The sequence below is a fragment of the Jatrophihabitans sp. genome (assembly GCF_036389215.1).
Classification (GTDB): domain Bacteria; phylum Actinomycetota; class Actinomycetes; order Mycobacteriales; family Jatrophihabitantaceae; genus Jatrophihabitans_A.
In genome coordinates this window covers 1-12812 of the sequence record NZ_DASVQG010000098.1, presented here as the reverse complement: position 1 = coordinate 12812, position 12812 = coordinate 1, and the positions used below count along the sequence as shown (strand labels likewise).

17 protein-coding genes and 1 pseudogene are annotated in these 12812 nt (G+C 71.0%); 8 read left to right on the top strand and 10 right to left on the bottom strand.

The features are described 5' to 3' along the window. Window positions 1-176: pseudogene (locus VF542_RS04650) on the bottom strand (aspartate aminotransferase family protein); the annotation flags it as partial. Window positions 177-183: 7 nt separating this feature from the next. Between VF542_RS04650 and VF542_RS04645 the strand changes: the two are divergent. Next, on the top strand, window positions 184-1032 hold the full coding sequence (locus VF542_RS04645) for a pyridoxal phosphate-dependent decarboxylase family protein (protein ID WP_408650539.1): 849 nt from the start codon (window positions 184-186) through the stop codon (window positions 1030-1032). A 75-nt stretch (window positions 1033-1107) separates the two neighbouring features. Here the strand turns inward: VF542_RS04645 and VF542_RS04640 are convergent, their stop codons facing one another. Further along, the gene (locus tag VF542_RS04640; protein ID WP_408650538.1) at window positions 1108-1932 is read right to left on the bottom strand and encodes a PIG-L family deacetylase; all 825 of its coding nucleotides are present in this window, start codon (window positions 1930-1932) and stop codon (window positions 1108-1110) included. A gap of 72 nt (window positions 1933-2004) precedes the next feature. On the opposite strand from VF542_RS04640, the gene VF542_RS04635 reads away from it, so the two are divergent. Then, the gene (locus tag VF542_RS04635; protein WP_408650537.1) at window positions 2005-2259 is read left to right on the top strand and encodes a Smr/MutS family protein; all 255 of its coding nucleotides are present in this window, start codon (window positions 2005-2007) and stop codon (window positions 2257-2259) included. A gap of 81 nt (window positions 2260-2340) precedes the next feature. Next, window positions 2341-3165, top strand: a complete 825-nt coding sequence (locus VF542_RS04630) for a class I SAM-dependent methyltransferase (protein WP_408650536.1) — start codon at window positions 2341-2343, stop codon at window positions 3163-3165. Window positions 3166-3168: 3 nt separating this feature from the next. Here the strand turns inward: VF542_RS04630 and VF542_RS04625 are convergent, their stop codons facing one another. From VF542_RS04625 to VF542_RS04610, 4 genes are all read right to left on the bottom strand, one after another. Continuing rightward, window positions 3169-3960: an LLM class flavin-dependent oxidoreductase gene (locus VF542_RS04625; protein WP_408650535.1), complete on the bottom strand. Its 792-nt coding sequence runs from the start codon at window positions 3958-3960 to the stop codon at window positions 3169-3171. 92 nt (window positions 3961-4052) lie between these two features. Further along, window positions 4053-4412, bottom strand: coding sequence for a hypothetical protein (locus VF542_RS04620; protein ID WP_408650534.1), 360 nt, complete (start codon window positions 4410-4412; stop codon window positions 4053-4055). Window positions 4413-4486: 74 nt separating this feature from the next. Then, complete coding sequence (locus VF542_RS04615) at window positions 4487-5656, bottom strand: acyl-CoA dehydrogenase family protein (protein ID WP_408650533.1); 1170 nt, start codon at window positions 5654-5656, stop codon at window positions 4487-4489. A 65-nt stretch (window positions 5657-5721) separates the two neighbouring features. Further along, window positions 5722-6690: a zinc-binding dehydrogenase gene (locus VF542_RS04610; RefSeq protein ID WP_408650532.1), complete on the bottom strand. Its 969-nt coding sequence runs from the start codon at window positions 6688-6690 to the stop codon at window positions 5722-5724. A gap of 326 nt (window positions 6691-7016) precedes the next feature. Between VF542_RS04610 and VF542_RS04605 the strand changes: the two genes are divergently transcribed. Next, complete coding sequence (locus tag VF542_RS04605) at window positions 7017-7535, top strand: DUF2188 domain-containing protein (protein ID WP_408650531.1); 519 nt, start codon at window positions 7017-7019, stop codon at window positions 7533-7535. 12 nt (window positions 7536-7547) lie between these two features. On the opposite strand, the gene VF542_RS04600 is transcribed toward VF542_RS04605, so the two are convergent. Beyond that, window positions 7548-7820, bottom strand: coding sequence for a DUF6295 family protein (locus VF542_RS04600; protein ID WP_408650530.1), 273 nt, complete (start codon window positions 7818-7820; stop codon window positions 7548-7550). Next, complete coding sequence (locus VF542_RS04595) at window positions 7820-8566, bottom strand: dienelactone hydrolase family protein (RefSeq protein WP_408650529.1); 747 nt, start codon at window positions 8564-8566, stop codon at window positions 7820-7822. Before VF542_RS04595 ends, VF542_RS04600 begins: the two co-directional genes overlap by 1 nt. A 44-nt stretch (window positions 8567-8610) precedes the next feature. On the opposite strand from VF542_RS04595, the gene VF542_RS04590 reads away from it, so the two are divergent. Next, window positions 8611-8853, top strand: coding sequence for a hypothetical protein (locus tag VF542_RS04590; RefSeq protein ID WP_408650528.1), 243 nt, complete (start codon window positions 8611-8613; stop codon window positions 8851-8853). A gap of 1 nt (window position 8854) precedes the next feature. Here the strand turns inward: VF542_RS04590 and VF542_RS04585 are convergent, their stop codons facing one another. Then, window positions 8855-9622 (bottom strand): enoyl-CoA hydratase-related protein, encoded by a 768-nt coding sequence (locus VF542_RS04585; protein ID WP_408650527.1) that lies wholly within the window; start codon window positions 9620-9622, stop codon window positions 8855-8857. A 179-nt stretch (window positions 9623-9801) separates the two neighbouring features. On the opposite strand from VF542_RS04585, the gene hemW reads away from it, so the two are divergent. Further along, window positions 9802-11028 (top strand): radical SAM family heme chaperone HemW, encoded by a 1227-nt coding sequence (hemW, locus tag VF542_RS04580; RefSeq protein ID WP_408650526.1) that lies wholly within the window; start codon window positions 9802-9804, stop codon window positions 11026-11028. Between the two features lie 14 nt (window positions 11029-11042). Here the strand turns inward: hemW and VF542_RS04575 are convergent, their stop codons facing one another. Next, window positions 11043-11372: a type II toxin-antitoxin system VapB family antitoxin gene (locus VF542_RS04575; protein ID WP_408650525.1), complete on the bottom strand. Its 330-nt coding sequence runs from the start codon at window positions 11370-11372 to the stop codon at window positions 11043-11045. A 173-nt stretch (window positions 11373-11545) separates the two neighbouring features. On the opposite strand from VF542_RS04575, the gene hrcA reads away from it, so the two are divergent. Then, window positions 11546-12568, top strand: coding sequence for a heat-inducible transcriptional repressor HrcA (gene hrcA / locus VF542_RS04570; RefSeq protein WP_408650541.1), 1023 nt, complete (start codon window positions 11546-11548; stop codon window positions 12566-12568). A 134-nt stretch (window positions 12569-12702) separates the two neighbouring features. Next, on the top strand, window positions 12703-12812 hold a 110-nt coding region (locus VF542_RS04565; protein WP_408650540.1), incomplete at its 3' end, for a DnaJ domain-containing protein.

Genomic DNA, 12812 nt, shown 5'->3' with positions numbered 1-12812 from the left:
GTCACGTAGCCGATCGCGGCGGTGGGCGGGAGCCCCAGAAGATCGAGCAGCCAGCCGCTGGCGACCCGTTCGGCTCCGGCGGCCGCCGGCGAGGAGACCAGCAGGCCCGCGTTCTGGTCCCAGGCCGAGGTGAGCCAGTCGGCGGCCAGTGCAGCGGGCAGCACCCCGCCGATCACGGTGCTGGTGGGCGCCGAGCGACACGTGACGGTCGACGTGGCGCTGCGCTACCTGGGGCTCGGCGCGCCGACGGTGGTGCCGGCCGACGACCAGGGCCGGATCCGCGCCGATGCGCTGGCCGAGCAGTTGGCCGCCAGCCGGGGGAGCGGGCCGGCGATCGTCTGCCTGCAGGCCGGCAACCTGCACTCCGGCGCGTTCGACCCGTTCGCCGAGGCCATCGCCGCCGCCCACCAGCACGGCGCCTGGGTGCACATCGACGGCGCCTTCGGGTTGTGGGCCGGCGCCAGCCCCACCCACCAGCACCTGGTCTCGGGCTACCAGCACGCCGACTCCTGGGGCACCGACGCGCACAAGACGCTGAACGTGCCCTTCGACTGCGGGATCGCGATCGTCACCGAGCCGGCCCCGCTGCGCCGCGCGTTCGGCGTGCACGGTGACTACCTGATGCCCGACGCCGCCGGTGACCCGCTGGACCGGGTCCCCGAGATGTCCCGGCGGGCCCGCGGCGTGCCGGTGTGGGCGGCGCTGCAGTCCCTCGGTCGTACCGGGATGGCCGGCCTGGTGGACGGGCTGGTCGCCCATGCCCAGGCGATCGCGGCCGGTATCGCCGAGGTGGACGGCGTCGAGGTGCTCAACGACGTGGTGTTCACCCAGGTCTGCTTCGCCGTCCGGGACGACCAGCGCACCCGTGCCGTGATGGAGCACCTGCTGCGTGAAGGGGTCACGTGGATGTCCGGCTCACGCTGGGCCGGCCGGCAGATCATCCGGGTGTCGGTGAGCAACTGGTCCACCGACGAGCAGGATGTCGCGATGTCCGTTGCCGCCGTCCGGCGGGCGGTCGAGGCGACCGGTTAGCGGGACCGCTCCGTGATAGGCGGCCCACCGCCAGCCGGCTGAGCCCGGCGCCGCGGGCAGGGGTCGGCGGGGCCCTCAGCGCAGGCCGGCGAACAGGTCGTCCTCGGGCAGCGCCGCGCCGGTTCGATCCTGCACCCGGACGAACGTCTCCCGGCCCATCATGTCGGTGAACAGCTGCCGGCCCATCCGCAGGAAGAAGATGTTCTCCTCCTGGCTGGCATGCGCGGCCAGCGCGTCGTACTTCTGGTCGCCGAACGCGCGGGTGTCCACCCAGGTGGTGATCTCGTCGTCCGGCAGCCCGATCTCGGGACCCGGCTGGTCCGGATCCGGCTCCTCCCACGCGCCCAGTTCCCGCATCAGGCGACCGAACTCGGCGAACGCCGACCGGGGCACGGTGGTCCAGTAGACCTTGACCGGGATCCCGGTCAGCTCCGCCGCGGCCATCGTGATCCGGTGCGCCTGGATGTGGTCGGGGTGGCCGTAGAAACCGTTCTCGTCGTAGGTGATGACCACATCGGGCTGGTAACGCCGCATCAGCTCGGCCAGCCGGCCGGCCGCCTCGTCCACCGGCGTAGTCCAGAACGCCCCGGGCGCGTCATTGGTCGGCCAGCCCATCATCCCGGAGTCGGCGTAGCCGAGCAGTTCCAGATGGCTGACGTTCAGCACCGCGCAGCTGTTCTCCAGCTCCTGCCTGCGCAGCTCGACGACCTTGTCCGGATCATGGCCGGGGTCACCGGGCTTGACGCCGTCCGGGCCGTCCCCGCACCGGCCGTCGGTGCAGGTGACCAGCACCGTCCGGATGCCTTCGGCCGCGGCCTTGGCCAGCACGCCGCCGGTGCCGGTGGCCTCGTCGTCGGGGTGCGCGTGCACTGCCATCAGCGTCAGGGGGCGATCGACCATGCGCCAACCCTAGCGGCCGCGGAGTCGAGGGACAGTTTGACGGATGCTCGTGATCGAGAACAGGCTGCCCCGGTGAAGCTGAAGCTGGACCTGCACGACATCTACAACCGAGGCGATGACATCGATCGGGCGCTGCGGGCGATCATCGCCGAAGCGGTGGCGAAGAAGGCCCCGCTGGTCGAGATCATCCCGGGGAAGGGATCGGGCCAGCTGAAGAAGCGGGTGCTGCGCTTCCTCGACCAGAAGGAGGTGAAGGCTCTCTACCACCGGGTGGAGAAGGATTCCGACAACTTCGGCAGGGTGTTCGTCCACTTCCGCTGGAAATGAAGCCCGCCTGCCTTCGACGGACCGAAGCTGCATGCCGACGGCGACAGGGAACGGCTGGACCGCGCCTGCGAGAATCGGCGTGTGAACGACTACCGCGCACTGAACCTGGCCAACTGGGACGAGCGGGCACCGGCGCACGCCGCCTCGCCCGGCTACGCGCTGCAGAGCTTCCGTGACGATCCGAGCTTCCTGTCCAAGGTGGTGCGCTTCGACCAGGCACGCCTGGGCGACATCAGCGGCCTGCGTGGCCTGCACCTGCAGTGCCACATCGGCACCGACACCCTGTCGCTGCACCGCCTCGGCGCCCGGATGAGCGGGCTGGACTTCTCCGGCCCGGCGCTGGCCGAGGCCCGCGCGCTTGCCGAGTCGGTGGGCGCCGACATCGACTACGTGCAGGCCGATGCCTACGAGGCGGTCGAGCGGTTCGGCGCCCACCGGTTCGACCTGCTCTACACCGGGGTCGGGGCGCTGTGCTGGCTGCCCGACATCGCCCGCTGGGGCCGGTTGGTGGCCGAGTTGCTCGCGCCCGGTGGCCGGCTGTTCATCCGGGAGGGGCATCCGATGCTGTGGGCGATGGACGACCGGCGCCCGGATCACCTGCTGGCCGTGGAGTACCCGTACTTCGAGACCGAGCAGCCGGTGGTGTTCGAGGAGGAGGGCACCTACGTGCCGACCGAGGTCGACTTCGCGCACAACAGCAGCGCCAGCTGGAACCACGGCATCGGCGAGATCATCACCGCGGTGCTGGACGCCGGGCTGCGGCTGACCCAGTTCGTCGAGCATCGCGAGGTGCCGTGGGAGGCGCTGCCCGGCGACATGACCCGTGGCGAGGATGAGGAGTGGCGGCTGACCGACCGGCCGGAACGGCTGCCGCTGACCTACACCCTGCAGGCGGTCAAGGACTGAGGCTCAGCCCAGCAGTGGCTGGACCTCGGATCCGGCGAAGCGTGCGAACTCGGCCAGCGGCGGCCCGTTCTCCCCGACCGAGTGCAGCGCGACCGTGGTGGCGCCGGCTGCGGCGAACCGGCTGACCTCGGTGGCAACGTCGGTGGCCACCGGCGGACCGGCCACCGTCACGAAGACGACCACCTCGGGTTCGGCATCGGGACGCCCACCGGCCCGCACCTGGCGCACCGCCTCCGACACCTGCTCGACCGTGGTGCCACCGGTCAGGATCACCCCGTCGCCGACGGCTCCGGCGAGTGTGAGGGTGCGCGGGCCGACCGCGCCCACCAGCACCGGTGGGACGACCTGCGGCGGCCAGGTGAGGCCGACGGCGTCGAGCGTCACGTACCGCCCGGACGTCGAGACAGTCTGCCCGTGCAGCAGCTCACGCAGCGCCGTGGCGTACTCGCCCAGCAGGGTCATCGGCGAGGGCACCCGGGCCCCGACCTGGCCCATCCAGTCCAGCACGCCGTGCCCGATGCCGGGAACCAGCCGGCCGGGGAACAGCCGGCCCAGCGTCGCCAACTCCATCGCGGTCAGTGCGACGTTGCGCAGCGGAACCGGCAGCAGGCCGATGCCCACCCGCAGCCGCTCGGTCCAGGCCAGCACGGCTGCCGCGGTGGCGATGCCGCTCTCGGCGAAGCAGTCCTCCCACAGCCACAGCTCGCCCAGTCCGGACTCGTCGGCGGCCATCGCGACCTCTCGCAACTGCTCCGGCGCCAGGTCGGGTGGAAAGATCACGCCCAGGTTCACCATGGCAGGCAGTATCTCGCACGCCGGCTCGCGCTCAGCCTGGCCGGTGCTCAGCCGGCCCGGCGCTGAGCCGGCCCGCGCTCAGCCGTCCGGCGTCAGTCCTCCTGCATACCGTTGAGCAGCGCCGCACGCGACCGGGCATCCTCCAGGGCGTTGAACAGCAGCCGGTCGTAGTCGGGATCCATGTTCGAGATCACCGCGCAGGTGCGCCGGTCCCAGACCTGGTCGCGCTCGCCGCCGCGAAGCACGATCTGCACCTCGGTCCGCTCGTCCGGGGTGCCGGTATGGACCGCGCGCCAGCGTGCCCCGGGAGGAGCGTCGAGAGCCCGGTGCGCGTCGAGAGCCCGGTGGGTGCCGGTTGCCGATCGCCGCTGGTAGTCCCATTGCCGGGCCAGCGAGACGATGCCCGCCACGATGCACGCCAGGACGACAAGTTCGACGAAGGTACCGATCACCCCTTGCCTCCTTCCCCAGACTGATCCGCTGCTTCTGATGGCACCCGCTAGCTCGCCGAGACGGCCGGGCCCGCTCAGCCGAGGAAGCCGCGGACGGAGACGTGGCCCTTGAGCAGGTTGCGGGCGATGGTCCGGCGCTGGATCTCGTCCGTTCCCTCATAGATCCGCAGCAGCCGCAGCTCGCGATACCACCGCTCGATCGGCAGTTCCCGGGTGTAGCCCATCCCGCCGTGGATCTGCAGCATCCGGTCGACGATCTCGTTCGCCTTGATCCCGCCGAAGAGTTTGGCCATCGACTGGGCCTGCCGCGAGTCCATGCCCTGGTCCACCTGCCAGGCCGCGCTGAGCACCAGCCAGCGCAGTGCCTCCAGCTCCACCGCCGAGTCGGCGATCATCCACTGGATGGCCTGCCGGTCGGCGATCGGCTGGCCGAAGGTGACCCGGTTGCGGGCGTGCTGCATGGCCAGCTCCATCAGCCGCTCGCAGGCGCCGACGGCGCGGGCCGGCAGCAGGTAGCGGCCACGGCCGATCCACTGCATGGCCAAGGCAAAACCCTGGCCGAGCTCGCCGAGGATGTTGCGCTCGGGCACCCGCACCTCGTCGAAGACCAGCGCCGCCGGACCCCACTGGCCCATGGTGTCGATGTATTCGGACTTCCAGCCGGCGTCCCGGTCGGCCAGGAAGCAGGTCACCCCACCGTTGACGCCCTTGCCGGGGTCGGTGATGGCGAACACCATGGTGAAATCGGCCTCGTTGCCACCGGTGATGAAGGTCTTCTCGCCGTTGATCACCCAGTCCGAACCGTCCTTGCGGGCGGTGGTGCGGATCGCGGTGAGGTCCGAGCCCGCGCCCGGCTCGGTGATCGCGAAGCAGGAGATCCGCTCGCCTTCGATCGTGGGCAGCAGGTACTCCCGCTGCTGCTCCTGGTTGGCGTGGAACAGGATGTTGTCGGCCGAGCCACCGAACCGGAACGGCACGAACGAGTGGCCGAGCTCGGCTTCGATGAGCGACGCGAGCACCGCGGACAGGCCCATCCCGCCGTACTCCTCGGGTGTCTGGATTCCCCAGAAGCCGAACCGGCGAGCCTTGTTCTTCAGCTCGGCAAGCTCGTCGGCGGTGATGCCCGGCTGGTGGGCTCGCTCCCGGCGCAGCACCTCGGGCTCCATCGGCATGATCTCGCGCTGGACGAAGTTGCGTGCCCAGTCCCGGGTCTGACGCTCTTCCTCGGTCAGGGAGAAGTCCATGGCGGTTGTGTCCTTATCGCCTAGCGCCCGAATCAACCTGCCTCGAATCTAGCCCCGCGCGAGCATCAGGGTTCGATCACGATCTTGCCGACCAGCTCGCCGGCCTGCATCGCGCCCAGCCCCTCGGCCACCTGCTCCAGCCCGAGGGTCCGGTCGATCCGCGGCCGCAGCCCGGTCGTCAGCAGGAACGAGATCAGCTCGCCCAGCTCGGCCCGGGTTCCCATCGTGGAACCGATGACCTGCAGCTGCAGGAAGTAGATCCGGTTCAGCTCGGCCGGCGGCATCGCGCCCGAGGTGGCGCCGGAGATCACCACCCGCCCGCCCGGCCGCAGCGATTTCAGCGAGTGCGACCAGGTGGCCGCCCCGACCGTCTCCAACACCGCGTCGACCCGCTCGGGCAGCCGGGCGCCCGGGGCGAATGCCTGGTGGGCGCCGAGCTCCAGCGCGGTCGCCTGCTTGGCCTCGGTGCGGGCGGTGGCCCAGACCCGGAACCCGGCCACCCGGGCCAGCGCGATGCACGCCGAGGCCACCCCGCCGGTGGCGCCCTGCACCAGCACGGTCTGCCCGGGCCGCAGGCCGGAGTTGACGAACAGCATCCGGTAGGCCGTCAGCCAGGCGGTCGGCAGGCAGGCCGCCTCGGCGAAGGACAGCTCGGCCGGCTTGGGCAGCAGGTTGCGGGTGGGCACCGTCACCAGGTCGGCCAGCGCCCCCTGGTGCTTCTCGCTCAACAGCGAGCGGCTCGGGTCCAGGGTCTCGTCGCCGAGCCAGTCCTCGGCGCTGATCACCGCGTGCACCACGACCTCCTGGCCGGTCGCGGTGTCGATGCCGGCGGCGTCCCCACCCAGGATCATCGGCAGCTGGCTCTCCTTGATGCCGACCCCGCGCAGCGTCCACAGGTCGTGATGGTTGAGGCTGGCGGCCTTCACCCGCACGGTGGTCCAGCCCTCTTTCGGTTCGGGCTCCGGACGTTCGCCCACCACCAACCCGTCCAGCGGCTGGTCCGGATGGAACGCTGAGGCGTAGGCGGCTCGCATAACTGCGACCCTAAACGCCCGGGGCGCGAGTCACTCACCGGACGGATGTGCGCGAGGCGCTGAACCGATTGTCTAGTGCGCCTTAGACTTGCTTGTCTAGGCAGCCCTAGACTAATCTCTTGTGCCGAAGCATAGAGAAGTCATCAAGATGATCGCCAGGGCGGCGCGAGACAGAGGCCTCGACTGGTCCGAAGCGCGCCAAGGAGGCAATCACACGGTATTCAGTCTCGACGGCGTCATGATCCCGATTGCTCGCCCCAATGAATTGACAACCGGATGGTGGAGATCATCTTCAAGGAATGCGCCGGCAAGCTCGGGAAGGACTGGTGGAAGTGACAGCTTCGTATACCGCGCGCGTCGAGCGTGGTGAGCAGTTCTGGTTGGTGACGGTGCCCGAGATTGGCCGCACCACCCAGGCGCGCACCCTACGCGAGGTGGAACCCATGGCCCGCGACCTCATCGCCGTCATGGAGCAGGTGAAGCCGGATTCCTTCCACCTGGTGACCGATGTGGTCTTTCCCGCCTCAGCGAGGGCGCATTGGGAGCGGGCGGCTCACCTTCGGGCAGCCGCCGCGGCAACGCAAGCCGAAGCTGCCGTGGAGGCCAGGGTCGCTGCCCGAGAGCTTGCTGAGATGGGTCTCACCGTGCGCGACATCGGCGCGGTGATCGGCGTCTCCTTCCAACGTGCTCAGCAGATGCTTGCCGACTCGCCCGGTCCCCGCCGCTCCAGCGTGCACCCGACTCAGGAACCGGCGGTGGCAGCTGCCCGCGAGCTCCTGAGGGGTTCATCGGGTGACCTTCTTGAGAAGCATCAAGAAGGCAAGTCCACCGCAGCCGGACGCTAGAGCAGCGGACGGCTATCTCCACGGCCCTTCCAGCAGGTCGGCCGGCACCTTGCCCAGCGCCCGCTCGATAGCCGCCACCAGCGCGCGGGCGGACTCAGCCGTCAGCTCGACCGCGATCCGGTCGCCGGCCGCCCCGGTGCCGGTCAGGTCGATGTTGAGGGTGTGCTCGGCCTGCGCGTGCACCGGGTGGTCGAAGTACACCGTGGCATCGGTCAGGGGCACCCAGCCGGTGCGCCCCTTGCCGCTGCCGGTGATCCTGGCGTGCTCGGTGTTGTAGGTGCACATCAGCTGTCCCCGATCGTCCGGGTGAAGAAGTCCGCGATCTTGGCGTAGCCGTCCACGGCCTGCTTGGGCCGGTAGGACGGCCGGTCGGCGCAGAAGAAGGCGTGCCCGGCCCCGTCGTAGGAGTGCAGCTCGTGCTCCTTGCCGTGCTCGGTGAGCAACCGGTCCAGCTCGGCGACCTGCTCCGGCGAGGGATAGGAGTCCTCGGCGCCGAACAGGCCCAGCAGCGGGCAGCTCAGGTTGCCCAGCTGGTCCTCCAGGCCGCCGGCCCGCACCGGGAAGTCCGCCGCCGGCGTGCCGATCACGTACGCGCCGTAGCAGTCGACGACGCCCTGCAGGTCGAGGTTGCAGCCGGCCAGCACGGCCTGCCGGCCGCCCGAGCAGTGCCCGATCACCGCCACCTTGCCGTTGCTGCTTGGCAGCCCGCGCAGGTGCGCCGCGGCGGCACCGACATCGCCGACCAGCCGCTCGTCCGGCACCCCGCCACGGGCACGCGCGACGGCGGCGGCATCGTCCGGGTCGGCACCGGGCGCCTCCCGCGAGTACAGGTTGGGCAGCACGACGTGGTACCCGTCGGCGGCGAACCTGCGGGCCACCTCCTTGCTCCAGCGGTCATAACCCGGCATGTGGTGGATCAGCACCACCCCGCCGAGCCGGTCGCCGGAACTCGGCCCCGCGTAGTAGGCCTCGATCCGATCACCGCCCGCGCCCGTGATCGAGATCGTTCCCGCGGTCATCGCGTCGTCCACGTCCGCTCCTTCGGCTGCAACTGGGCTGGGCCTAGGCTGGTGCGGTGGCACTTCCCCGGACGTCCTGGCGTCGGCGTCCGTTGCTGGTGCTGATCATTCTCATCCTGCTGCTGGTGATCGGCTACGCGGTCCGCGCGTTCGACGGGGGCACCCGTTCCGGCTCGTGGCCGGGCGGCCCGCAGGTCAGCCGGCCACCCGCCACCGGCCCGCAGGTCAGCGGGCCAGACGCCCCCGCTCCACTGCAGGTCACCGGCTGGGCCAGCTCGACTCCGGCGATCGGCGGCTGACTCAGCCGGCCTCGACCGCCCACCGGGGCGGCCGCTTGGCGGCGAAGGCCGCGATGCCCTCCTGCGCCTGCGGGCCGGCGAAGTAACTCGCCGACAGCTCGCTCATCCGGGCGAACTCCTCGCCGATCGAGTCCGGCGTCCGGTCCCGGCGCAGCAGCTGCTTGACGCCGGCCAGCGCCGCCGGCTCACACAGCCGCAGCATCGCGGTGTAGCGGTCCACCTCCGCGCGCACGTCCGGGCTGACGCTGTTGAGCAGGCCGATCTCGCGGGCCCGCGCCGCCCCGAAGGTCTCGCCGGTGAGGAACAGCTCCAGCGCCGGACGGGGCAACAGCCGGGGCAGCACCGGCACCGAGATCACCGCCGGGACCAGCCCCAGCCTGACCTCGGTGAAGGCGAAGTCGGCGTGCTCGGCGCCGACCGCGATGTCACAGGCGGCGATCAGGCCGATGCCGCCGGCCCGGGCCTTGCCGTCCACCTGCGCGATCACCGGCTTGTCGAACTCCCAGAGCCGCTGCAGCAGCGCCGGGAACGCCACGATCGGCTGGTCCTCGGCGGCGACGCCGGCCACCGTGGTCAGATCCATGCCCGAGGAGAAGACCGGCCCGGTGTGGCCCAGCACCACGGTGCGCACCCGCGGGTCCGCGGCGGCGTCGTCCAGTCGCCCGCGCAGCTGGCCGAGCAGGTCCGCCGACAGCGCGTTGCGCCGCTGCGGGGAGTCCAGGGTGATCCTGGCGACCGACTCCGCCACCTCGTATCCGACCGTGCTCACAGTGCCCACAGCGCTTCGCTCACAGTTGTTCGCTCACAGTTGTTCGCTCACAGTTCTTCGCTCACAGTGCTTCTCGGACCCTCGCAGGACAGCCGCCGGGCAGGTCGCGGCGAGCGGCTTTTCGCACCTGTCGGCGGGTCGGGTGCAGCCGTGCGCTGTAGGCATTCAACACTGGAGGCATGCCATCCGCACTGCCGCTCGGCGATCCGGCGCCGCCGAACGGCCGGCTGACCGAGACCGCGCTGCTGAGCCTGCCCCAGCGGCCGTTCGGCTTCTACGTCCACGTGCCGTTCTGCGCGAGCCGGTGCGGCTACTGCGACTTCAACACCTACACCGCCCAGGAGCTGGGTGCCGGCGTCAGCCAGGGGTCCTACGCCGACACGGTGCTGAGCGAGATCCGGCTGGCCCGCGCCGTGCTGCCGGCCAGCGCGCCGCCGGTGCGGACGGTGTTCTTCGGTGGTGGCACGCCGACCCTGCTGCCCGCCGAGCACCTGGGCCTGGTGCTGGCCGAGATCGGCGCCGAGTTCGGGCTGGCGCCCGGCGCCGAGGTCACCACCGAGGCCAATCCCGAGTCGGTGACCCCGGCGTACCTGGACAAGCTGCGGGCGGCCGGTTTCACCCGCATCTCGCTCGGCATGCAGTCCGCGGTCGGGCACGTGCTGGCGGTGCTGGAGCGCCAGCACCGGCCACAGCGCGCCGTCCAGGCGGTGGCCGAGGCCCGGGCGGCCGGCTTCGAGCACGTCAACCTGGACCTGATCTACGGCACGCCGGGCGAGTCCGACGCCGACTGGCAGGCCTCGCTGGACGCCGCGATCGGCTCGGGCGCCGACCACGTCAGCGCCTACGCCCTGATCGTCGAGGACGGCACCGCGCTGGCCCGCAAGGTGGCCTCCGGTGCGGTGCCGGCCCCGGACGACGACGTGCTGGCCGACCGGTACCTGCAGGCCGACGACACCCTCGCCGCCGCCGGCTTCAGCTGGTACGAGGTGTCCAACTGGGCCCGGACGCCTGCCGGCCGGTCACGCCACAACCAGCTCTACTGGTCCGGGGCCAACTGGTGGGGCGCCGGACCGGGCGCGCACAGCCACGTCGGCGGCACCCGGTGGTGGAACGTCAAGCACCCCAGCCGCTACACCGCCGCCCTGGACGCCGGCCGCAGCCCGGCGGCCGGCCGGGAGACCCTCGGCGGGCGGGACCAGCTGACCGAGCGGCTGATGCTCGAGGTGCGGATGGTCGAGGGGCTGGACCTGACCAGCCTGCCGGCCGCGGCCACCCGGCAGGCCGAGCAGTGCCTGCGCTGGGGGCTGGCCGAGCGGGAGGCGCTGGCCCGGGGCCGGCTGGTGCTGACCCAGCGCGGCCGGCTGCTGGCCGACGCCGTGGTGCGCGACCTGCTCGACGTGCTGTAGCGGCCGGGCGGGGGCTACTGCCGGGTGTCGGGACGTTTCTTGGGCCGCAACTCGTCCAGGTCGAGCACCCGGACGTGCAGGGTGTTGCGCTGCTGCAGCGCCGCCCGGACCGCCCGGTGCAGGCCGTCCTCGAGGTAGAGCTCGCCCTCCCACTGCACCGCGTGCGGAAAGAGGTCGCCGTAGAAGGTGGAGTCCTCGTCGAGCAGCTTGTCCAGGGCCAGCTCGCGCTTGGTCGTGGTCAGCTCGTCCAGCCGGACCGGCCGGGGCGCCACGTTGGCCCAGTCGCGGGTCGAGAACTTGTGGTCGGGGTAGGGCCTGCTGTCCCGTACCGCTTTAAAGATCACCGCAGATCACCTGCACACCTTCCGCTTCCATGCTGTCTGCACCGCCGCCCAGCACCCTAACCGGTGCGGTAGCGGCCGCGGCGCTTACCGGCAGCTCAGCACGGTTGTCGCACTGCGGCCGGTGCCGCCCAACTAGGATTGCACCGTGGGCCCGGCGTGAGGAGGCGATGGCTATGAACGTGGACGAGCGCAAGCTCGAGGTGCTGCGCGCGATCGTCGAGGACTTCATCGCCACCAACGAGCCGGTGGGCAGCAAGGCGATCGTCGAGCGGCACAACCTGGGGGTGTCCCCGGCGACCATCCGCAACGACATGGCGGCCCTGGAGGACGAGGGCCTGATCCACCAGCCGCACACCTCGGCGGGCCGGGTGCCGACCGATGCCGGGTACCGGATGTTCGTCGATCGGCTGACGTCGTTGAAGCCGCTGTCGGCCGCCGAGCGGCGGGCCATCGAGAAGTTCCTCGACACCGCGGTGGACCTGGACGGGGTGCTGCAGAACGCCGTCCGGGCACTGGCACAGCTGACCCGCAACGTGGCCGTGGTGCAGTACCCGTCGCTGTCGCGCTCGCGCGTCCGGCACATGGAGACGGTGCTGCTGAACCCGTCCCGGCTGATGCTGGTGCTGATCACCGACACCGGGCGGGTGGAGCAGCGGCTCGTCGAGCTGCCCTCGCAGGTCGAGCCCGACGACGTCGCCGACCTGCGCACCACGCTCAATGCCAAGCTCCGCGACCAGCGGCTGGCCGACGCCCCCGCGATCATCGCCGAGCTGCCCGCCGCGGTGCCGGGACACCTGGGCGGCCTGGTGAAGACCCTCAGCACCGTGCTGCTGGAAACGCTGGTCGAGCACCCGTCCGAGCGGGTGGTGCTGGCGGGGTCGGCGAACCTGACCGAGCGGTCCCTGGACTTCCCGGCGATCCGCCCGGTGCTCGAAGCCCTGGAGGAGCAGGTCGTGCTGCTGCGCCTGCTGGACCAGCAGTCCGCCACCGCCGGCCAGGTGCTGGTCCGGATCGGGAACGAGAACGCCTACGAAGGGCTGCAGACCACCTCGGTGGTGTCGGCGGGCTACGGCCCCAGCGGCATGTCCCTCGGGGGCGTCGGAGTGCTCGGACCGCGCCGGATGGACTACGCGCACACCATGGCCCGGGTGGCCGCGGTCGCCCGCTACGTCGGTGACCTGCTGGCCGACGGCTGATCGGCTGCCGGCACCGGTACCCGCCCGCCATTTCCGTACACTCGACCTGAGTGGTTGGCACTCAGGGTTGCTGAGTGCTAGTAGAGACTGAGGTGAACGCACCGGTGGCAGGTACCGTCCGCAACTACTACGGGATGCTCAACGTCGGCAGCGACGCGACGGCGGAAGAGATCAAGCGCGCGTACCGCAAGCTCGCCCGTGAATTGCATCCCGACGTCAATCCCGACCCGCAGGCGCAGAACCG